The organism is Acinetobacter sp. A2 (assembly GCF_048537555.1).
Lineage (GTDB): Bacteria > Pseudomonadota > Gammaproteobacteria > Pseudomonadales > Moraxellaceae > Acinetobacter.
Map to the genome: position 1 here is coordinate 2,410,374 of NZ_CP183239.1, position 20,659 is coordinate 2,431,032.

General features: G+C 43.3%; 18 protein-coding genes. 8 read left to right on the plus strand and 10 right to left on the minus strand.

Annotation, left to right across the window (positions count from 1 at the left end):
• Positions 1 to 26 precede the first annotated feature (26 nt).
• The 3 genes from rlmD to cysM are packed head-to-tail and all read right to left on the minus strand — an operon-like array spanning position 27 to position 3,285.
• Positions 27 to 1,418: a 23S rRNA (uracil(1939)-C(5))-methyltransferase RlmD gene (gene rlmD, locus ACNS8M_RS11430; RefSeq protein WP_168541476.1), complete on the minus strand. Its 1,392-nt coding sequence runs from the start codon at positions 1,416 to 1,418 to the stop codon at positions 27 to 29.
• A 6-nt stretch (positions 1,419 to 1,424) separates the two neighbouring features.
• The gene (locus ACNS8M_RS11435; protein ID WP_228284143.1) at positions 1,425 to 2,312 is read right to left on the minus strand and encodes a 3'-5' exonuclease; all 888 of its coding nucleotides are present in this window, start codon (positions 2,310 to 2,312) and stop codon (positions 1,425 to 1,427) included.
• Positions 2,313 to 2,355: 43 nt separating this feature from the next.
• The gene (gene cysM, locus ACNS8M_RS11440) at positions 2,356 to 3,285 is read right to left on the minus strand and encodes a cysteine synthase CysM (RefSeq protein ID WP_168541478.1); all 930 of its coding nucleotides are present in this window, start codon (positions 3,283 to 3,285) and stop codon (positions 2,356 to 2,358) included.
• 322 nt (positions 3,286 to 3,607) lie between these two features.
• On the opposite strand from cysM, the gene ACNS8M_RS11445 reads away from it, so the two are divergent.
• From ACNS8M_RS11445 to rsfS, 5 genes are all read left to right on the plus strand, one after another.
• Complete coding sequence (locus ACNS8M_RS11445) at positions 3,608 to 6,427, plus strand: ATP-binding protein (RefSeq protein WP_419224814.1); 2,820 nt, start codon at positions 3,608 to 3,610, stop codon at positions 6,425 to 6,427.
• A 191-nt stretch (positions 6,428 to 6,618) separates the two neighbouring features.
• Entirely contained in the window at positions 6,619 to 7,404 is a 786-nt protein-coding gene (locus ACNS8M_RS11450; RefSeq protein ID WP_168525573.1) for a crotonase/enoyl-CoA hydratase family protein, read from the plus strand.
• A gap of 86 nt (positions 7,405 to 7,490) precedes the next feature.
• The gene (locus tag ACNS8M_RS11455; RefSeq protein WP_419224815.1) at positions 7,491 to 8,357 is read left to right on the plus strand and encodes an NAD(P)-dependent oxidoreductase; all 867 of its coding nucleotides are present in this window, start codon (positions 7,491 to 7,493) and stop codon (positions 8,355 to 8,357) included.
• A 37-nt stretch (positions 8,358 to 8,394) separates the two neighbouring features.
• Entirely contained in the window at positions 8,395 to 9,189 is a 795-nt protein-coding gene (locus tag ACNS8M_RS11460; RefSeq protein ID WP_168460014.1) for a hydroxypyruvate isomerase family protein, read from the plus strand.
• A gap of 75 nt (positions 9,190 to 9,264) precedes the next feature.
• Positions 9,265 to 9,666, plus strand: coding sequence for a ribosome silencing factor (gene rsfS, locus ACNS8M_RS11465; protein WP_168419147.1), 402 nt, complete (start codon positions 9,265 to 9,267; stop codon positions 9,664 to 9,666).
• 256 nt (positions 9,667 to 9,922) lie between these two features.
• Here rsfS and ACNS8M_RS11470 read toward each other — a convergent pair whose 3' ends face one another.
• Genes ACNS8M_RS11470 through ACNS8M_RS11480 form a run of 3 tightly spaced genes read right to left on the minus strand, consistent with a single transcriptional unit; the run spans position 9,923 to position 12,834 of the window.
• Positions 9,923 to 11,368, minus strand: coding sequence for an NAD(P)(+) transhydrogenase (Re/Si-specific) subunit beta (locus tag ACNS8M_RS11470; protein ID WP_168419149.1), 1,446 nt, complete (start codon positions 11,366 to 11,368; stop codon positions 9,923 to 9,925).
• Positions 11,369 to 11,371: 3 nt separating this feature from the next.
• Positions 11,372 to 11,695 carry a proton-translocating transhydrogenase family protein gene (locus ACNS8M_RS11475; RefSeq protein ID WP_168419150.1) on the minus strand — a complete coding sequence of 108 codons (324 nt, stop codon included), beginning with the start codon at positions 11,693 to 11,695 and terminating at the stop codon, positions 11,372 to 11,374.
• Positions 11,696 to 11,706: 11 nt separating this feature from the next.
• Positions 11,707 to 12,834: a Re/Si-specific NAD(P)(+) transhydrogenase subunit alpha gene (locus ACNS8M_RS11480; RefSeq protein WP_168419151.1), complete on the minus strand. Its 1,128-nt coding sequence runs from the start codon at positions 12,832 to 12,834 to the stop codon at positions 11,707 to 11,709.
• Between the two features lie 859 nt (positions 12,835 to 13,693).
• On the opposite strand from ACNS8M_RS11480, the gene ACNS8M_RS11485 reads away from it, so the two are divergent.
• Together ACNS8M_RS11485 and ACNS8M_RS11490 are read left to right on the plus strand one after the other, a co-directional pair.
• The gene (locus tag ACNS8M_RS11485; RefSeq protein WP_419224816.1) at positions 13,694 to 14,617 is read left to right on the plus strand and encodes a DMT family transporter; all 924 of its coding nucleotides are present in this window, start codon (positions 13,694 to 13,696) and stop codon (positions 14,615 to 14,617) included.
• Positions 14,618 to 14,730: 113 nt separating this feature from the next.
• Complete coding sequence (locus ACNS8M_RS11490; protein WP_168541486.1) at positions 14,731 to 15,921, plus strand: MFS transporter; 1,191 nt, start codon at positions 14,731 to 14,733, stop codon at positions 15,919 to 15,921.
• A gap of 24 nt (positions 15,922 to 15,945) precedes the next feature.
• On the opposite strand, the gene ACNS8M_RS11495 is transcribed toward ACNS8M_RS11490, so the two are convergent.
• Positions 15,946 to 16,599: a hypothetical protein gene (locus ACNS8M_RS11495; RefSeq protein WP_419224817.1), complete on the minus strand. Its 654-nt coding sequence runs from the start codon at positions 16,597 to 16,599 to the stop codon at positions 15,946 to 15,948.
• Positions 16,600 to 16,825: 226 nt separating this feature from the next.
• Here ACNS8M_RS11495 and dusA point away from each other — a divergent pair, with 226 nt between their 5' ends.
• Positions 16,826 to 17,845, plus strand: coding sequence for a tRNA dihydrouridine(20/20a) synthase DusA (dusA, locus tag ACNS8M_RS11500; protein ID WP_286429578.1), 1,020 nt, complete (start codon positions 16,826 to 16,828; stop codon positions 17,843 to 17,845).
• Between the two features lie 76 nt (positions 17,846 to 17,921).
• Here the strand turns inward: dusA and ACNS8M_RS11505 are convergent, their stop codons facing one another.
• Genes ACNS8M_RS11505 through ACNS8M_RS11515 form a run of 3 tightly spaced genes read right to left on the minus strand, consistent with a single transcriptional unit; the run spans position 17,922 to position 20,580 of the window.
• The gene (locus ACNS8M_RS11505; protein WP_194558046.1) at positions 17,922 to 18,692 is read right to left on the minus strand and encodes a tRNA threonylcarbamoyladenosine dehydratase; all 771 of its coding nucleotides are present in this window, start codon (positions 18,690 to 18,692) and stop codon (positions 17,922 to 17,924) included.
• Between the two features lie 45 nt (positions 18,693 to 18,737).
• Entirely contained in the window at positions 18,738 to 19,574 is an 837-nt protein-coding gene (locus ACNS8M_RS11510) for a TatD family hydrolase (RefSeq protein WP_168417913.1), read from the minus strand.
• A gap of 1 nt (position 19,575) precedes the next feature.
• Positions 19,576 to 20,580 carry an RsiV family protein gene (locus tag ACNS8M_RS11515; protein ID WP_168526522.1) on the minus strand — a complete coding sequence of 335 codons (1,005 nt, stop codon included), beginning with the start codon at positions 20,578 to 20,580 and terminating at the stop codon, positions 19,576 to 19,578.
• Positions 20,581 to 20,659 lie beyond the last annotated feature (79 nt).

The window sequence follows — 20,659 nt, forward strand, 5'->3', positions numbered from 1 at the left end:
CTTCTCCTACCTCTATGTACTTCATATTATAAATCGTTTATTTGCTTTTCTTTCTGAAACAAGGCAATGGATTCAACGTGACCCGTATGGGTAAACATATCCATCACACCTGCTTTTTTCAATTGATAGCCCTGCTTGACCAATACACCTGCATCCCTTGCGAGTGTGGCTGGATTACACGACACATAAACGATTCTATCTGCACCAAATTTGGGCACATAATGCATCACCTCCTCTGCACCTGAGCGCGGAGGGTCAATTAATAATGCCTCAAATCCTTGATTTGCCCAAGAATGATGCGAAAAATCTTTTGTTAAATCTTGTGAATAAAACCTAACATGATCTAAATCATTGCGCTGTGCATTTTCTGCACCACGCTGCACCATCTGCTCAGAACCCTCAACTGCAACCACTGATCCTGTCGCACCAACGCAGCGCGCCAGTGGTAAAGAAAAGTTGCCCAATCCACAAAACAGATCAAGCACCCGATCACCTGATTTTAACTCAAGCAAATCGCATGCCAGCTTCACCATCTGTGGGTTAATGGTTGAATTGACCTGAGTAAAGTCTTGCGGATGAAAGCCAAAATCCACATCAAAATCATCTAAACGATAATGCAAACGCATAGGCGCGTATGGATCATCAACCCGATGTAAACTGTCTGGGCCTTCAGGTTGCAAATACAATTGCCAATGTTTCTGTAACGCAAATTGTTGTAATTGGTTGACATCGGCTGCAGATAATTTTTCTGTATGCCGTACCACCAAAGCAATCTCTTGATCTCCCATGGCCAATTCTATATGACCAATATGGGCTTTGCCTGTTAGACTTTGGAGTAGCTGCTTAAGGCGAGTCAAAGAACCAAAAGCCTCATCAAGCACCAAACAACGATCAATGCTGGTCAGTTTGTTGCTGTTGCGCTCACGAAAACCGACCACCAATTTGTCTTGATTGGGCAAATAACGCACACCAACACGTGCTTTACGACGATAATCTTCACGTTTTGAACGTAATGGCGCAAGCCACTCTTCAGGCTGCACCTGCGCAAAGTGCTGCAAGTGTGACTGCAACACTTGTTGCTTTAAACGAATCTGCTCATCCACCTGAATATGCTGCATGCTGCAACCACCACATTGTTGATAATGCGGACATGGTGATGTTACCCGCAAAGCTGACGGCTCACCGAGCACTTCCAAACATTCGGCTTGTTCTAAACGCTTGTTACTTTGAGTAATTTTGGCGCGTACAGTTTCACCGGGCAAAGCCCCTTCAATAAACACCGTTTTACCGTGCTTTTCAGCAGGATGCTCTGCCTGATGACCATAATGTGCAATACCACGCCCTTCATGCGATAAAGACTCGACCTGAAAGCAATGCACAGCCTGCTGAGTCGTTCGTTGTTTGCTGCGATGTTTCATGTGTACCTAGGCGTCAGAAGAAGGTGAAGGAGCAGACCATGCTGAACTTTCGCTAGCCTGATTCAGCCCTGTAGTAGATGAAGCCTGCTCAGGAAAGTCTGCACGGGTAAATTCAGTTTGCTGTGAACTCTGCTGCCATACTTTCAAAAAATCTTCATGTTGCGGTTGAGTATGCAAATATTGAATGGTGTGCTGTACCCATAAAGTATGATCTTCTGGCAATAACTGCCCTTTCAGCAACAGCCAGCGCAGGTAAATTAGCCAAGTATTCAGTACATCGCCTTCACAGTAGCGTGTCAGTCTGAGCCATTCACCTGTTTGCATAAATTCAGGGACACGATAACCCGCATCTACCCGCTTACCCGGGAAGCCCAACAAATAGGCCATATCATCCAGTTTCTGAAAATGGCGACCATTGAACATGGCCATCACATCCATTAAATCGACATGACGTTGATGGTAACGGTTTTGATAATTGTTATAACGTTTTTGCTGATCAATCTCGCCCTGATCAAACAAACTCGGCGCAGACAGCCCATGATACATGGCACGGAATAAAATTACAGGCAGATCGAACTGCGAACCATTCCAGCTCACCAAAGTCGGATGACGCTTATCAAAAATAGACAAGAACTTTTTCAGCATTGCTGCTTCACTGTCTTGTTCGCGGCTAAATGAAAACAGTTTCATGCCGTGTTCATCAATCCACAAGCCTGAAATGCAGACTATTTCATGCAAAGGCAGACGCTGAAAATCGGTGCCCGCTTCTTGCCGACGCAGTTTCATCAACGCGTGTTCAAGTTCAGCCTCAGGTAAATTCAGCTGATATAAATGCGCGCCTGATTTCAAATCGGTAACGGTTTCAATATCGAAAATCAGCACAGGTAAACGCATACGATTTTACTCAGTCAGCTACAAAGAAATGAATGCTTTTCGGCTATTCAGGGTCTTGAACAGAGAATAACCCTGTCGATAAATAACGGTCACCACGGTCACAAATAATACACACGATGACTGCATCTGGATTTTCTTCAGCAATTTTTAATGCCGCCCAAACCGCACCACCTGAAGATGTTCCCGCACTGATGCCTTCTTTTTGCGCCAGTTTGCGCATGGTTTTTTCAGCTTCAATTTGCGGAATATCAATAATACGATCGACACGGCTACGGTCAAAAATAGTCGGTAAATAGACTTCAGGCCAGCGACGGATACCTGCAATGCTTGAACCGTCGGAAGGCTGTAAACCAATAATTTGAATATCTGGGTTTTGTTCTTTTAAATATTTAGACACGCCCATAATGGTACCTGTGGTACCCATAGAACTGACAAAGTGAGTGATTTTTCCACCCGTTTGCTGCCAAATTTCAGGGCCCGTGGTCAGATAGTGTGCCTGCACATTGTCAGGATTACCAAATTGATTCAGCACCAAGCCTTTGCCTTCACGTTGCATTTGCAAAGCCAAATCACGTGCACCTTCCATGCCTTGTGCTTTGGTCACTTCAATCAGTTCAGCCCCATAAGCCCGCATAGCATCTTTACGCTCCTGACTCATATTATCAGGCATGATCAGCTGCATTTTATAACCACGCATGGCTGCTACCATTGCCAAAGCAATGCCTGTGTTACCACTGGTTGCTTCAATTAAAGTATCACCTGGTCGAATTTCACCGCGTTTTTCTGCCTGCATAATCATGTTATAGGCAGGACGGTCTTTGACCGAACCCGCAGGGTTATTCCCTTCCAGTTTTGCCAAAACCGTTGCCTGCGTATGTTGAGCCAAACGCTGCAAACGCACCAATGGGGTTTTGCCCACATAATGGTCTAGTAAAAACTCATCACTTTGGAAATCTGGTTGGGTATCACGCATGCTCTGTACCAATATCAAGGTGGGCTTATTGTATGAAAAAATGCACCTTCCTGCACGTTTTTCACTGGCTTTTTATCAAATCTACAAGAGTCTGCCGAGAATTTATGCATTCCTTTGCATCGTTGCGGCCCCTCATTGCTTTGACTCATTTTTTATCGCTTCAACCACATCAAATACCGTTTAAATCCACACGACTTAACTTCTATAAATGACCTACGCATCCATGAAAATCGACATCTCTAGCACAGAAGCAGATGAAAACACAGTCAGCCGAAATAAAGCATGCTAAACTGCCTTGCATAAGGATTAAACTGCATGAACCATGTCAAATATCAACAAAAAGTTATTTAAGCGCTTGCACTTAAATCATGCTTATGGACAGCTGATTGCGCTCATTTTTGTGCCAATTATGATTTTGGCATGTGTTGGAACCATGTTGGTTCTATCTGAAACCTCTAATGCAGCCAAAGCACAACAGCGGCAAATGGCAATTGCGATTTTGACCCGATTTGAATTACCGTCTGAAGCAGCCCTACATCAATTATCTAGCTTTCCATGGAAGTACGAAGAAGCACGTTCTTATATGCAAAATATGATGAACGAAAAGCATTTGATTCGTACTGCACTGATTGATGCCACAGGTACACGACGCTTAAGCATGGGCTTTCAAGACCAAGCGGGCTGGCCAAAATTTCCAAAAAATGCCGAGTTTTTTGGCCCAATTCTATATAACAATAATCATGTTTATGGCATGCAAGTGCAGCAAGACATCAACCAACCTGCATGGTTATTGATTGAGCTAGACAATCAACCGCTACAAATTGCCCGCTATCGGGTCATGATTGTCTTGATTGCCACAGGTTTACTGACCTTATTACTGTTATTGCTGTGTCTGAATTTCTATTCACGTCGCTGGATTGCACCGATGTATGAAATTCGCATGCAGTTGCAACGTCTGAATGCCGATACGCTTGATCAACACATGGTGATTAACAGTACGGGTGAACTGCGTTTATTACAGCGTGATATTGCCAATGTAGTCAAACGCCTGCATTTCAGCTTTTTGGAACTCAAAGAACATACCGAACAAACTGAAGATGACTTGCGTCGTACCCTCGACACCTTAGAAGTGCAGAACATCACCTACCGTCAAGCACGTGACCAAGCGATTTCTGCCAACCAATCCAAATCGGTATTTTTGGCTAATATCAGTCACGAACTCAGAACCCCGCTGAACAGTATAGATGGCTTTATTCACCTGTTATTGCGTCAGGAAAACCTGAGTAATGAGCAGAATTTGTATTTACAAACCATTCGTAAATCGTCTGCGCACCTTTTGGCTTTAATTAATGATGTTTTGGATTTTTCCAAAATTGATGCCGGTAAACTGGAACTGGATACTGCGCCTTTTGATTTAGAAGAAGCTATTTTTGATGTGATGGATATGCTCTCGCCGTTGGCCGCGCAAAAGCACATCAACATGGTTTTTTACTTTGCCGACAACGTACCACAGCATGTGTTGGGTGATGCTTTACGCTTTAAACAAATTTTAACCAACCTGATTTCCAATGCGATTAAATTCACACCCGATGGTGAAATTATTGTACGTGCGCGCGTGGAACATGACGATATTGGACAATGCCTGATTCACTTTAGCGTACAGGATAGTGGCATTGGTTTAAGCGGCACAGACCGCAAAAAGCTGTTCGAATCTTTCTCTCAGGGCGATACTTCAGTCACGCGCCAGTTTGGTGGTACAGGCTTAGGCCTTGCGATCTCCAAGCAATTGGTGCATTTAATGCAAGGTCAAATTGGCTTTGAAGACAATCAAGAACGTGCCCCAACAGAAAAAGGCTCAACCTTCTGGTTTACCGCCATGTTTGCGGTAGATGAAGCACATGAGCAACAGCACCCGAGCTTTAAAGATGTGCAAGTGGTGTCATATTTGGCACACCCTGCTACTGCCAATGTTTTGCGCCATTATCTAGAAAATTATGCAGTGCAACACATTGAAACGGCCTCTATTTTAGATTTATTCAGCCGCTTAAAAGATGTAGCAGATACGCAAGACAATACATGGTTAATTGTGGATCACAGCAGTGACACCGAAGCGCTCTTGAAAGAAATTCGCACACGTTATCAGGGGAATTTGGCTGTTTATGGCTATCAAATGTCTATTGACCCAAGTGTGTTGAATGAGTACCGCGCACGCGCCTTGTATCAACCGCTCAGCCGCTCTGCGCTGATTCAATTACTTAACAATGAACATAACTTTGTCGAACCTGATGCAACTTCATTTGATGGTAAAGGCTTGCACATTTTGGCAGTGGATGATCACTTGCCAAACCTGATTGTTCTAGAAGCTTTATTGGGCGAACTCAACGTCACCACCACCAAGGCACAAAGTGGTCAGGAAGCTTTAGGTATTCTGCAACAACGTATTGAGCAAGGATTACAGCCTTTCGATTTGATTTTCATGGACATTCAAATGCCTGTTATGTCAGGGGTAGACACCACCCGGGCAATCCGTTCTTTAGAATCAACACTGGAAAATCACAAACGTCTGCCAATTATTGCCCTGACTGCACACGCCCTTGCCGATGAAAAACAAAAACTACTGAAAGTGGGCATGGATGACTATGTCACCAAACCGATTCAGATTGAGCAGATCATTCAGATTCTCACTCATTGGACCACACAAAGTTTTAATAAACCGCCTGCGGTAGATAAAGCCATTGTAATTGAAGCACTTGATCCAGACGTGCTGAACTGGCAACAAAGTCTGATGCTCGCGGCCAACAAAGAAGACCTTGCAGTAGATTTACTGAAAATGCTGGTCGACAGTTTTGCCACCGAATTAAATGAAATGGAGCAACTGATTGAACTGGAAGATTTTCCACAACTCGAGCACGTACTGCATCGTCTCTATGGTGCAACCCGTTATGTTGGCACACCAAACCTACAGGATGTCACGGGCTCATTTGAACAGTTTGTATCGACCCTGCGCAAGGAACGTCGTAAAGCTGACGAACTTTTTGTGCAGGAAGTGCTGAATCGTTATCAGGAGCTAAAAGCCTGTATCCAACAGGTGGAACATGCTGCAGAACACATTTTTGCTCAACATACAGCAACCAGTTCGTAGTGTATAACCTAGGATGAATGGCATTTCGTCAAAACAAAAATAGCGTTTTAAATGCACGTTTCACAAAAAGCATCACACGATTTTTAGGAACCATTTCAGGCAGAGTCCACCGTTTTGGCCGTGACTCTGCTGTCATTTATCTTGGGGCTGTGCATGCTATGCTTTGCCCAGTCAAAACAAGAGTTCACAACATGACCTTACTTCGTATTGAAAAAAATAATGGCATTGCAATCGTTTCCTTAAACCGTCCAGACAAGCGCAATGCGATGAGCTTTGCCCTGCTCAAGGAATTGGTACGTACCGCAGAAAAACTGAAAAAAGACCGTAGCTTACGTTGTGTAATTTTAACAGGCGAAGCACAAGTTTTTAGCGCTGGCATTGATTTAGCCGACCTCAACAATCCACAAAACCGTGCTTTCGCAGCTTGGGAACTGATTAAACCAGGGCAAAGTCTATTCCAAAAAGCATTTTTGGTTTGGCAGGAGTTACCTGTACCTGTCATTGCAGCAATGCAAGGTTACTGTTTTGGCGCAGGCATGCAACTGGCGTTGGCTGCAGACATTCGTATTGCGCATCCTGACACACAAATGTCGATCATGGAAAGTCGCTGGGGCTTAGTGCCAGACATGGGACTCAGCCGCTCTTTAAAAGGTTTAATTGGTTTAGACCTTGCCAAAGAATTAACCCTCACCGCACGTATTTTTGATGCCAACTATGCCAAAGAAATTGGTTTAGTGACACATCTTGCCGATAGCCCATTACAACAAGCACAAGTGCTTGCCGAAGAAATTGCACAGCGCTCTCCCGATGCTTTGGCAGCAGCCAAACAAGTATTGGATGCCATGGAACACACACCTGCAAAATCTTTACGCTTAGAAAAAATTTGGCAATTAAAATTATTATTGGGTAAAAATAGCCAATTGGCGCGTAAAAAGGATAAAAATCCAGAAGTACGCTTTGCCCCACGTCAATTTTAATCGCAAAATCTGCTGCCTACTTTGACCAAAGGCGAGATTGACATTTTGCCAAGGGCTTGTAATGTAGGCAAAAAGGAGAACTCGCTATGCACTTTGACCATGATACACAAATCGCTTTTTTAGGTATGGGACTCATGGGCACGCGCATGGCGACCCGCTTAATTCAGGCAGGTTATAAGGTTGTAGTATGGAACCGCAGCCCTGCTGCATGCGAACCGTTAATCAGTGCAGGTGCTCAACTGCTTCAGCTGCAAGAGATCGGGCAATACCCTGTCATTTTGACCTGTTTAGCCGATGATCATGCAGTTCAAAGCGTATTTGATCAAATTGAACCGTACTTAACTGCCCAACAAGTCATTGTTGATTTTTCCAGCTTATCGGTTGCACAAACCAAAGCCCTTGCACAACAAGCCAAGCAAAAACACGTGACTTGGATTGACTCACCTGTATCTGGTGGCACCGCGGGAGCAGAACAAGGTACGCTAGTAATTTTTGCAGGTGGCGATGCCAACACTATTGAAAAATTAAGCCCAATTTATGCGGTGCTGTCACAACGTGTGACCCGCATGGGCGAAACCGCAACAGGACAAGCCACCAAAATTTGCAATCAATTGATTGTTGCCGCAAATAGTACCTTAATTGCAGAAGCCGTTGCCCTTGCTGCTCAAGCAGGTGTAGATACACAGCTACTTGCCCCAGCTTTGGCAGGTGGTTTTGCCGATTCAAAACCGTTTCAGATTTTAACCCCACGTATGGCCACCCACAGTTTTGAACCTGTGCAATGGAAAGTACAAACCCTGTCTAAAGATTTAAATAATGCAGTGCAACTTGCCGCAGCGTTTCAGCTGCAGATTCCTGTTGCCCAAAAAGCTCTATCTCAGCTTCAAGCCCATCAGGCTAAAGGTTTTGCCGAAGCAGATTTAGCCAGCATTATTTACCAAGTTGAAGCTTAAATTTTTTCATTACCATTCCTGAGCAAGGAGCTTATGCATGTCTAAACTTGCGGTTAATCTGTCAATGATATTTACCGAAGTCCCATTAATTGAACGCTTTGCCCTTGCTCGCCAACATGGTTTTCAGCACGTTGAAATTCAGTTTCCCTACGAGCTCAGTATCGAACAAATTCAAACTCAACTTCAGCTGCATGCGCTTAGCCTGTGTCTGATTAATGTGCCTGCGGGTGACCTCATGCAAGGGGGTGATGGCTTAGCGGGGGTACCCGGTAAAGAACTTGAATTTCATCGTGGCTTAGAACAAGCCATTACCTATGCCAAAGCCCTAAATGTTCCAAGTGTGAATATTTTGGCAGGCAAACAACCTGCCGATGCAGACTTGTTACCTTGCTTAAACACACTGGCAGAAAATCTAAAACTGGCTTGCTCCATGCTCACTGAGCACCAGATTCAACCTGTATTTGAAATGATCAATGGCACAGATATGCCACGTTTTCTGGTACAGAACATTGCCCAAGCTCAGGAAATGTTAGAAGCTGTCAAACACCCTGCACTCAAAATGCAATTCGATTGTTATCACATGGCCATGATGGGTGAAGATGTGCTCAGCGCACTACAGGAAAACTTGCAAGATATTGGTCATATTCAATTTGCTGACTACCCAGGACGCCATGAACCTGACACAGGCCATTTGGACTATACCGCATTATTTGCATGGTTAGCGCAAAGTAATTACGCAGGTTATGTCGCTGCCGAATATCGCCCACGTTTAACATCAAATCAATCATTTGCGTGGAAAGACAAGTTTTTTCCGGCACAACAAAATGGTTAAAATCGGTGCGATTTGAATTTTTAGGCCAAAACGGCTATATTAGACGATGAATAATTTTAGGAAATTATACACCCCATGAATTTAGAACCATCGCCCGGCGCTTCTAATTCTCACGATCTTGCAATGAACACCGCAAAGCATGACGTACAAACTTGCCTTCAAGTTGTACATGAAGCACTACTCGATGTAAAAGCCAAAGAAATTGTTGAGCTTGATGTCAGCAGCATCAGCAATGTTGCAGATGCGATTGTCATTGCCAGCGGCACATCAACGCGTCATGTTAAATCCCTTGCCGATAATGTTGCTGAAGAAGCACGTAAAGCGGGTTTCCGCCCAATCGGCATTGAAGGCGAACGCGATGCTGAATGGATCTTGGTTGATCTTGGCATTGTTGTGGTACATCTTATGTTACCAACTGCACGTAAATTCTATGACCTTGAAAGCTTATGGCGTACCACACCTGAATCGGTTGCCTAATCTTTAAAGCTTCAAAACAGACCCAAGAAAATATGCAAAAGCGACTTTAAATAAGTCGCTTTTTTATGTGCAGTGTTTAAAAAATCATATGCAAACCAACTTACGTATTTGCACCACACAAGTCCCACCTTAACCCACTGACGATGGTCTCCGTGCGCTGATAATTTTCCGAAGCATGATCTTTAGCTTTCTTTTACGATCTCTTATACAACGAACAAAAAAACCGCCCGAAGGCGGTTCTTATCAGTCAGTTCACTTAGTGACCTGTACCGTTGATTGACTTCGTCATATCTTCCACAACTTTCTTAGCATCACCAAAGATCATCATGGTCTTGTCGTTATAGAACAAGTCGTTGTCCAAACCTGCATAACCCGTTGCCATTGAGCGCTTGATCACCATAATGGTACGTGCTTTATGCGCTTCAAGAATTGGCATACCGTAAATTGGCGAGTTCGGATCGTCTTTTGCTGCTGGGTTCACAACGTCATTCGCACCAATAACAAGTACTACATCTGTTGCTGGGAAATCTGAGTTGATCTCATCCATTTCTAAGATGTCTTCGTATGGTACGTCTGCTTCTGCAAGTAATACGTTCATGTGACCTGGCATACGACCTGCCACAGGGTGAATCGCAAAGCGAACAGTTACACCTTGTTCTTTCAGCAAGTTAGCCAATTCTTTAACTGCATTTTGTGCACGACCTTGCGCCATACCATAACCTGGTACAATCACTACGCTGTCAGCATTTGACATCAAGAAGCCAGCATCATCTGCAGAACCTGAGCGGTAGTTACGTTGTACTTGCTCACCAGCGCCAGCAGTCGGTGCTGCTGCACCACCCATCGCACCACCAAACAATACGTTGATGATTGAACGATTCATCGCTTTACACATAATGTACGACAGAATCGCACCCGATGAACCTACAAGTGAACCCGCAACAATCAGCATGTTGTTTTCAAGTGTGAAACCAATCCCTGCTGCAGCCCAACCTGAGAATGAGTTGAGAAGTGATACCACCACTGGCATATCACCACCACCTACAGGTGCAATCCATACCCAACCAAATGCAAGTGCAAGACCAGTCATTGCCCAGAATGATGTCATGTTTCCAGTCAAGAAGAAGTGGATACCAAAGCCTAACATAGCAATGAAAATCAATGCTTGAACAGGTTTAACCCATGCACCTGAAATGGTTTTTGCCCATTTCTTTGCAGCCAGTTTGCCGTACGCAAATACAGATGCAGTAAAGGTAATTGCACCCACGAAACACCCCACAAACAATTCAAATAAATGAACTTTGCTCATTTCATGGAAATTAATACCATTTGCAGCCAACAGGTCTGGACCTAATTCCACCAACTTGTTGTTATGAATAATTGCAGCAATGGCAATTAAAACTGCTGCTAAACCCACCAAAGAGTGCATCAGTGCAACTGTTTCAGGCATTTGAGTCATAGGAACAGTACGTGCGCGAGCAATACCAACAATTGCACCTAAAACCATAGCACCTACGATCATCCAAACCACTGGATTATCTGCCACAAAGAATGTGGTCAATACGGCAATTGCCATGGCGATCATGCCGTAGCGGTTACCTGCAATTGCTGTTTTTGGACCAGACAAACCACGAAGCGTTAAGATAAAAAGTACAGCCCCGATTAAATAGAACCAGTCTGCATATTCACGAATAAATTCCATGCATTAGCCCTCTTTTTTCTTTGCTTTTGGTTTGAACATTTCCAGCATACGTGCCGTTACTGCGAAACCACCAAAAATATTGATACTTGCCAAGAACACAGCAATAGCACCCAGCACACTCACCACGTTAATAGTTTGAAAATCTACACTACCCTCTACACCCACCATTGGTAAGCCAACAGTTTGAATCATCGCACCCACGATAATGATCGAAGACAGCGCATTGGTTACCGCCATAAGAGGCGTATGCAATGCAGGCGTTACGCCCCAAACCACGTAGTAACCTACGAAAATGGCAAGGACAAAAATCGTAATTGTTTCAACCATGAGAGTTCTCCTTAACCACGCTTTAACAGTACTTGACCGTTATGGGTCACCAGCAATGCTTTCTGAATTTCTTCTTCAGGATTCAGTGCAAAGTTCTTGTCGTTATCAAATAATGTTTCAACAAAATTCAATACATTACGTGCATAAAGTGCAGAGGCTTCAGTCGACACTGTAGATGGAATGTTTGGGATACCCAAAATTTTCACACCATTGGCAGTCACAACAGTTTCACCACATTGTGAACCTTCGACGTTACCGCCTGTTTCTACTGCCATATCTAAAATGACTGAACCCGGTTTCATCTTCGCAACAGTTTCAGCTTTGATTAAACGTGGTGCATCACGACCAGGCAATAATGCCGTGGTAATCACAATATCAGCATTAGAAACAGCTTTATCTACAATAACAGCTTGATCTTTAATGTATTGTTCACCTGGCATCCAGCCGTAGCCATTTTTGGCAGCATCTGCAGCTTTTTGCTGTTCTTCTTCAGACATTGGCACGTCTAGCCATTTACCGCCTAAAGACTCTACCTGATCTTTCGCAGTTGGACGCAAGTCAGTTGCTTCTACTACCGCACCTAGACGTTTTGCCGTTGCAATGGCTTGCAGACCTGCAACGCCCACACCCATGATCACAACACGTGCAGGTTTTACAGTACCCGCAGCCGTCATTAACATTGGGAACATGCGTTGGTATTCTGCTGCAGCCAACAGCACTGACTTATAGCCTGCCAAGTTGGCTTGTGATGACAACACATCCATATTTTGTGCACGTGACAAAGTACGTGGCAAAAGCTCTAACGCAAATGCAGACACCTGAGCCGCAGCAAACTGATCTAATTCAGTATTGCGGTAAGGATCAAACATCGCCACGACAGTACTATTCGGTGCCAATTTCTGAATTTCATCACCCTTCGGGGCACGAACTTTCAAAATCATTTGACTGCCACGATAAGCATCATCTGTCAGGCTTGCACCCACTTGTTCATAAGCACTGTCGATATAAGCGGCTTTAACACCCGCACCACGTTCAATGACTACGCTATGACCCGCGCTAATCAACTTCTTTACTGTTTCTGGCGTCGCAGCGACACGATTTTCACCGACAACAGTTTCGGTTGGAATTCCGATCTGCATGAGCGTCCCTCAAGCTAGTTTTTCTTAAGTCAACATCGTGGATAACGATGCTTTCCCCTCAGGATAAGTTTTGTTGAATTTTTGGATTCTAATGCAACATTTTTAAATTACCACCCAATATTTATTTAATAAATACCCATATTTTGAACTGATGATTCATAAAAATATTGTTGCGAGATATAATTGATAGGTTTTGCTTCTTTAATATAAGTCTAATTATTCAGCAACAACCATATTTGGCAGGATCAAAACGACAGCACAGCAGTTTTGAGTTAGCAGTTCATCACATTTAAATGAATTTTGCATTGATCATTCTGACATGCATTTGGCTAAATTGGGAAAATCCGACTTAGACCCAAAAGATCATATATCTATACATTTGACCGCTAAAACTTAAAACTTCAATGCCAAATTGACTTTTCTGACAAATTTTATCGCTCGCTATACGTACTAATTTAGAGCCTATACCTCCCCATTAAAACCTTACAAATACCAACCTTTGCCTTATCAATAAAATCTAAAAGTGGCAGCAGCAAAACTTTTAAACCCTCTGTAAGTTTATTCAGTGTATGTCTAAGTTGACCGCTATTATTTTTTTGAATTTTTTTAAACATCATTTTTTCTGATGATGGATTTTGTGTGTTTTGTAATATTTTAAAAGTTTTTGCACTATTATCGTGCAACCACAATCTATTTTACTTTTCACTTAATTTCGATGTTTTAAAGCAGACCCTTCACACAAAATCCGCTATGCTTAGTTGTTGATTTTTCCTGCCACACTGGCTGCTTTAAATCCTATGCAGGATCACTCAACTCTTTTTATCGTACTTTACATTCATCCCTCACTTTAGCTTTTGCCATGATCAAACTTAATGCCACGCAATGGGGTTCCATCTTTGCGCTATTCGCTGCATTTTTGTTCAGCACCAAAGCGATTTTTATTAAACAGGCTTATGCACTTTCGCCATTGGTCGATGCCACTGTGCTCATGGCTTTACGTATGGCCAGTGCCTTGCCGTTTTTTCTGTTGATTTGCTGGTTCAACCATCAGCACAGCCGCAACATTTCCAAAGGCAATTGGCTACTGCTGATTTTTTCAGGTTTGATCGGCTATTACTTTTCTAGCTGGTTAGACTTTTTAGGGTTGATGTTCATTAGCGCATCATTAGAACGGATTATTCTTTTTTTATATCCAACTCTGACTGTATTGGCGTCTAGCCTGATCTATAAACAAAAACTCAGCTGGCTGAGTTTACTTGCCATTGCTCTGAGTTATGGCGGCACAGTCATTGTGATGCTACAAGAACAAAGTAACACACCACACGACTCATACTTTTGGCTAGGCAGCAGTTTAGTCTTTGCCAGTGCGGTATGTTTTGCGGGTTATTTGCTGCTGACTCGACGATTGATTCAACATTTTGGCTCATGGAATTTTACAGGCTTGGCTTTAAGCATTGCCTGCTTAGGTACCTTGGTTCATTACTGCTTGGCCACACCGCATCCTCTAGCTTTGATTCAGCAGCTGCCATTACAGGTACTGGGCTACGGCGTTGCCTTGGGCATTTTTGTGACAGTACTGCCTACCTTGTTAATGGCGCACAGCATCGCCCGTTTAGGTGCAGCACAATCAGCTATGATTGCCTCAATTGGCCCCATTTTAACGATTTTATTGGCGACAGCATTTTTAGGTGAGCACCTGAATGGCATACAATGGTTGGGCTGTCTGCTGAATATTATAGGGGTGATGATGATTACATTGTCCAAAAACAAGTTTTCACATTAAAGACTTAAAACATCACCACAAAGTTTAGGATACTCACCGATTTTTTATTGCTCAAACTCAAACAGCATCCTATTTACTCACAGCATCACACTGCCTTATAAGCTAGGAAGACTATGAATACTGCACCTGACATTAGCCAAGACAAAACCCTTTTATGGTTAATGGCGATTGCCTGCGGTTTATGTGCAGGTGCAAATTATTATTGCCAACCTCTGATTTACTCCATTCATCAATCTTTTCAAATTCCACAGTCACAAGTTGCACTGACTGTGACATTTGCACAAGTCTCTTATGCACTCGGCTTACTGTTTATTGTACCGATGGGCGATATTGTCAATAAAACCAAGTTCATCCCCTTGCTCATGTTCTTGGCATCGGTAGGTTTATTTTTGTGTGCCTTTTCTAGCAATTTAAGCATGCTTTGGATTGGCACCATCATCACAGGGCTATTCTCTGTGGCGGCACAAGTATTAATTCCTTTTGCGACCATGACCGTAAAACCTGAAAAAATGGGAGAAGTTGTTGGTTTGCTGATGAGTGGTTTATTGGTCGGTATTTTACTTTCGACCAGTTTAGCAGGCTTGCTATCTAATTTATTTCACTGGAAAGTGATTTATCTGCTCAGCGGGATATTCATGTTGTGTATTGCTGCGGTACTTAAAGCACGTTTGCCTTTTATTTCTACCAGCAAACTCAGCTACTTTGCAGTATTTCAGTCCATGGGCCGACTGATTTTAGAAGAACGCCGCTTGGTGTATCGTGCATTACTCGGGGCTTTTGCTTTTGCTGCGATGAGTGTTTTATTTTCCACCATTGCCGTATTACTCAAATCTAGTTTTGGCTTAGCCGATGTCATGGTCGGCATTGTGGCTTTGGTCGGAGTATTTGGCGCACTTTCGACCAAACAAGTGGGTAAAATTGCAGATCGCGGCTATGTCACAGCGCTGACTTGGGGCGGCTTAACCTTGCTCGGTATCAGCTGGATATTTCTCTACTTTGGTCAATTCCAACTGTGGAGTTATATTTTAGGTTTTGGCTTGATTAACCTTGGCTTAGCGACTGTGCATAGCAGCAATCAAAATATTATTTTCCGCTTACGCCCAGATGCCAAATCACGTATCAATTCAGTCTATATGACCAGTTATTTTACAGGTGGTGCCTGCGGTTCCGCTTTAGGGATTTACGCATGGCAGCAAGGCGGCTGGCTATGGAGCTGTATGGTTGGACTGTGTTTTGTTGCAGCCGCAATGTGCTTTGCCCTGCTTGATCACACGCATCAGCGCAAGCATCTTGCAGAAGCTTAAAGTGACTGACGACAACCATCCAGTTTAGGACATTTGCATCACAGGATAAAAAGGCTGACTCCACTCATTCCATTCTAAACTTTCAACATTCTCCAATAAAATTTGGATAAAACACGGCAGTAATGTCGAAAGTAAAAGACTGGCATGACTGAGCTGTTTGCGGTTAATTGCACTATTATACGTTGCACCGCCTTGCACGAGTTGTTGATGCAAAGTCGATAAGCGCTTGAACACAAAGCTTAAAATACTGGCTGAATCGTGGGTATGCAAAGCCTGCATGATGTGCTGTTTTTCCGATTCAAAATCTGTACGCCAGGTACCTTCGCTGATTTTTTGATTGCGCCAATCCCAAAAACTTTGACACAAATACGGATTAGTCAGTAAAACCTCCAAACTTTGTGGATGCTTTTCCCACAAAATTCTAGAAATCCGCTGATCAACATCTTTTTGATAAACTCTAAATGCAAACTGCTGTAAGGTCTGTTGTTCTTGCTCTGCCGCTTTCCCTTGTGCGTATAAGGCATTCAGCGCCACCCAAGTGCTCATAAATTGCAAATCAATATCATCATGCAAAGCAATGGCTTTTTTCCACCAACTCAAACTGCGCTGCATGCGTAAATTAAAGGCTGCAGAAAACTCGTTTTTCTTGGTTCGATAAATTTCTTCTAAAACCAGCATATTATTATCCCTCTTATGCCGCTTTATCGTTATCTCTTCAACATACTAAAAAAAGTTAAAGGATACAAATACCCAATCGTTCAGTCGCTTCGCTTTCTTGTATCCTTTTATTAGGCGCTACAGTCTCAAAATACCCCCTTATTAGGATGCTACGCTAGCGCTGTCGATTTTTGCTCAAACCCCGTATAATGCGCGGCTTATCTTTGCTCTTCCAGTCAGGTGTGTTATGACGCGTGCCATCCAAAATTTACAGCCTCGTATATCCGTTGCACCTATGATGGATTGGACTACTCGTGATTATCGTTTTTTTGCACGCTTGTTTAATCCAAACATTGTGCTATACACCGAAATGGTCACAACAGGCGCCATCTTATTTGGAGATGCCAAACGTCACCTCGATTACAGCAAAGAAGAACATCCAATTGTGTTGCAACTAGGTGGCTCAAACCCTCAGGATTTAGCAAGCTGCAGCAAAATGGCGCAAGACTGGGGCTATGATGAAATCAACCTAAATGTCGGCTGCCCAAGTGATCGGGTACAAAACAATAAAATTGGTGCCTGCTTAATGGCAGAGCCTAATTTAGTGGCTGAATGTATTGCCGCGATGCGTCAAGTGGTGGACATTCCTGTGACAGTCAAACACCGTATAGGCATTGATGATATGCACTCCTATGAAGAAATGCTGCATTTTGTCGATACTGTTGCACAAACAGGCTGTACTCATTTTATTGTGCATGCACGGATTGCTTTGCTGCAAGGTCTATCGCCTAAAGAAAACCGTGAAGTTCCGCCCCTGCGCTATGAAGATGTCTACCGCTTAAAACAAGACCGCCCTGACTTATTCATTGAAATTAATGGCGGAATTAAAACCTTTACAGAAACTCAGGCGCATTTACAGCATGTCGATGGGGTGATGATTGGACGTGAGGCATATCACAATCCATATTTATTGGCAGAACTTGGCCAATTATGGAATCTCGAACAGCCTGATCGTTTTGAAATTATGCAGCAAATGTTGCCGTACATTGAGCAACGCTTACAACAAGGTGCTCCCCTATCTGTGATTACCCGCCATATTTTGGGTTTATTCCAAAACTTACCTGGTGCACGAAAATGGCGTCAGGCCTTAAGTGGTGGCAACGCCAAAACCTTTGCCGATGTCGAAAATGCGCTAGCCAATATTCAGGCGGCCATGCAACGTACAGAAGCCTATTTAAAAGAGCAGCAGTCGCTTCAGGCAGAATAAATTTCAATTCATACTTTTAGCAAGACATCGTTGTAAAAGATCATGCTGAATACGCCCAGCATGGCAGGTGTTCTGCCTATTTTTTGCTGTGCAGTGCATCCAGCTTTTTCAGCACTTCAGCCACAGCCACCATTGCAAAACTGGACGTAACCACCACAGCCGAACCATAGCCACCACAACGTAAGCCTGCACTTGGGCAAACATCTGCACTGGAAAATGGATTGTCTATAGAATACACGCAGGTAATACCAAACTTTTCTTTTGGCTTTTTACAAATGCCTTTGCTGCGTAATTGGGCACGCAATTTAGCCAGCATTGGGTCTTGTTCGGTTTTAGATAAATCTGCTACCCGAATTTTAAGTGGATCAAGCTTCCCACCTGCACCACCCGACACAATAAGCGGTATCTTGTTAAAACGGCAATGCAACATTAACGCCAGTTTAGCTTTAACATCATCGATGCAATCCAACACCAAGTCAGGGGCCGTTGCCAATAACACTTTGACGTTGTCAGGGGTTAAGTAATCATCCACTAAATTAATTTTGATGCGTGGATTAATCGAACGACAACGCTCTGCCATCACATTAATTTTTTCATGTCCTAAGGTCGAACTCATGGCAGGTAACTGACGGTTAATGTTCGATGCTGCGACCACATCCATATCGACCAAAGTCAGCTCACCTATGCCTGTACGCGCTAAGGCCTCGACCGCCCAAGAACCAACCCCGCCAATACCAATGACCATCACATGACTATGCGCATAATGTTGAAATGCACTGTCACCATAAATTTTGGCAACGCCTGCAAAACGGCGTTCATATTCGTCATCTTGAAGAAGGTCAGTCATGCGCTCATCAAATATAGTTTCAAGGTAGGGGCATTTTACTGTGTTTCAGGGCTTGGGTGTTGTTTCACGCACATCTAAAACCTGAAATGTATTTTGCCAAAGCTGTTCAGCTAGCGCTTGTGGTGAGATATTCAAACAAGCCGCTAAACCTTCAAGCACATAGATCAAGTTGGCAGGCGTATTGCGGGTACGGGTTTGAGTATCGGTTTGGCAACATAATGGCGTCATGTCGGGACAGTCGGTTTCCAAAACCAAATGCTCAACACCAATTTCTTGTACAACACGACGCAGTTTTTTTGCATTAGGGTTAGTGATCTGTCCTGTCACACCAATTTTAAAACCCAGTTTGATCAGGGCTTTCGCCTCTTCGACCCCACCACTAAAAGCATGAGCGATGCCGCCAAGTTTAAACTGTTGTTGTTTTAAAATTTTTAATACATCGGCATGCGCTTTACGGATATGTAGCAATACAGGCTTTTGCCAATGACGGGCAATTTCCAATTGGGCTGTAAAAAAATCTTGCTGTTTTTGAAATTCCTCAGCGTGTTTATGTTCAGCTAAAAAAGTATCTAAACCAATTTCCCCCACAGCAATACAATGTTGCTGTTGTAAAATTTGCTCCAAATCGTGTAAATGCTGACGCTGATGCTGTTCGATATAAAACGGATGCAGCCCAGGCGCCAAATGACTACGTGGCGCCTGATCAAGTTGATTCAAATACTGCTGGGTTGTAATCAAATCCTGAAAGCGTGATTGCACAAAACCAATCAGTACTAAATGTTCTACCCCCGCAGCCTTGGCCGCATACGCCAATTGCTCCCGATCAGCATCAAAATCGGCAACATCAAAATGGGTATGCGTATCAAATAGCGGGAGGTTCATATTAAGACTTCGGCTTTGCTTGGGCATCACTGCTTGCGGCTTCACTTGCCGCTGCAGGCTGTGTTTCAGCTTGTGGCAAGTAAGCAGTTTTTAAAATACCCTGTAAATCTGCATAAGGAATGGTCAAACGTGGCAACCCTACCACATAAGGCCCAATTTCATATTCTGCATATTGCAAAATCAATCCTTGTTGGCCTAGGTAATAATTATCAGACAGTTTAAATTTCCACGCCTGCTCATATTCCTTCACGTTGGTAGACAATTCAGATTCGATCACCCAGTTTTTAAATGCCTCATAGGCTTTACCTTCTAATTGTGGGCGCTGCTGATCTAACAAAATGTCATTCAATGTGACTAATTTTTTCTTTTCTAAATCAAAATTATAATACTGCTGCGCCGATGTACCATGCGCTCCGCCTAAATAGCTACTGCTATTTAACACTACCGTTGCTAAGGGTTGATCTGCATTCAGAATTTTAGGCTTAATCATCAAACTGATTTTATGATTCGAGCTGAGGGCTTTCAGCTCCTGATCAAGCATTAAAAAACTTTGCACATACGGCACTGTTTGCTTTTCCAGTTTTTGTGCCAAAGTTTCTACTTGAGCAATTGCGGCGGCTGTTGGGTTACTAGCAGGTGCTTCAGCAGTACTTGCTGCAGTCACTTCTGCTGCCTGTGCGGCTGATGCTTCTGAAGCAGCCTGTTTTGGTGCAATCGTCAATATTTGCGAGAGTTCTTTAATAATTTGCTGATCAATAAAATGATCAATAAATGCCTGATTACTGTTTAAACGCTCAATAGTCATTTCAGGGCAATTCTTGCCCTCACATTGTGGCAATGCCAAGTTCAGTTTTTCAGTATCACCCACGAGTTTTAAACTTTGCTGTTCAACTTCTGTTTGACTTGGCTCAGCCGTTTCTGGCTCAGTTTTTTTAGGCTGACACGCTGTGACCCCTAAAGTTGCAATTAAAATACTGACCGTTAATATCGTTTTATGTTTCAACATGAATACAACCTTTTTTTGATGAGCATATACGTGACCCAATCATAGGTACGTGTTGCTGCTTATAATCAATCTCTACTAA

Bases quoted from the DNA above. Each gene is read 5' to 3' on its own strand.
- rlmD (WP_168541476.1), bottom strand. From the start codon at position 1,418: ATGAAACATCGCAGCAAACAACGAACGACTCAGCAGGCTGTGCATTGC.
- ACNS8M_RS11435 (WP_228284143.1), bottom strand. From the start codon at position 2,312: ATGCGTTTACCTGTGCTGATTTTCGATATTGAAACCGTTACCGATTTG.
- cysM (WP_168541478.1), bottom strand. From the start codon at position 3,285: ATGCGTGATACCCAACCAGATTTCCAAAGTGATGAGTTTTTACTAGAC.
- ACNS8M_RS11445 (WP_419224814.1), top strand. From the start codon at position 3,608: ATGTCAAATATCAACAAAAAGTTATTTAAGCGCTTGCACTTAAATCAT.
- ACNS8M_RS11450 (WP_168525573.1), top strand. From the start codon at position 6,619: ATGACCTTACTTCGTATTGAAAAAAATAATGGCATTGCAATCGTTTCC.
- ACNS8M_RS11455 (WP_419224815.1), top strand. From the start codon at position 7,491: ATGCACTTTGACCATGATACACAAATCGCTTTTTTAGGTATGGGACTC.
- ACNS8M_RS11460 (WP_168460014.1), top strand. From the start codon at position 8,395: ATGTCTAAACTTGCGGTTAATCTGTCAATGATATTTACCGAAGTCCCA.
- rsfS (WP_168419147.1), top strand. From the start codon at position 9,265: ATGAATTTAGAACCATCGCCCGGCGCTTCTAATTCTCACGATCTTGCA.
- ACNS8M_RS11470 (WP_168419149.1), bottom strand. From the start codon at position 11,368: ATGGAATTTATTCGTGAATATGCAGACTGGTTCTATTTAATCGGGGCT.
- ACNS8M_RS11475 (WP_168419150.1), bottom strand. From the start codon at position 11,695: ATGGTTGAAACAATTACGATTTTTGTCCTTGCCATTTTCGTAGGTTAC.
- ACNS8M_RS11480 (WP_168419151.1), bottom strand. From the start codon at position 12,834: ATGCAGATCGGAATTCCAACCGAAACTGTTGTCGGTGAAAATCGTGTC.
- ACNS8M_RS11485 (WP_419224816.1), top strand. From the start codon at position 13,694: ATGATCAAACTTAATGCCACGCAATGGGGTTCCATCTTTGCGCTATTC.
- ACNS8M_RS11490 (WP_168541486.1), top strand. From the start codon at position 14,731: ATGAATACTGCACCTGACATTAGCCAAGACAAAACCCTTTTATGGTTA.
- ACNS8M_RS11495 (WP_419224817.1), bottom strand. From the start codon at position 16,599: ATGCTGGTTTTAGAAGAAATTTATCGAACCAAGAAAAACGAGTTTTCT.
- dusA (WP_286429578.1), top strand. From the start codon at position 16,826: ATGACGCGTGCCATCCAAAATTTACAGCCTCGTATATCCGTTGCACCT.
- ACNS8M_RS11505 (WP_194558046.1), bottom strand. From the start codon at position 18,692: ATGACTGACCTTCTTCAAGATGACGAATATGAACGCCGTTTTGCAGGC.
- ACNS8M_RS11510 (WP_168417913.1), bottom strand. From the start codon at position 19,574: ATGAACCTCCCGCTATTTGATACGCATACCCATTTTGATGTTGCCGAT.
- ACNS8M_RS11515 (WP_168526522.1), bottom strand. From the start codon at position 20,580: ATGTTGAAACATAAAACGATATTAACGGTCAGTATTTTAATTGCAACT.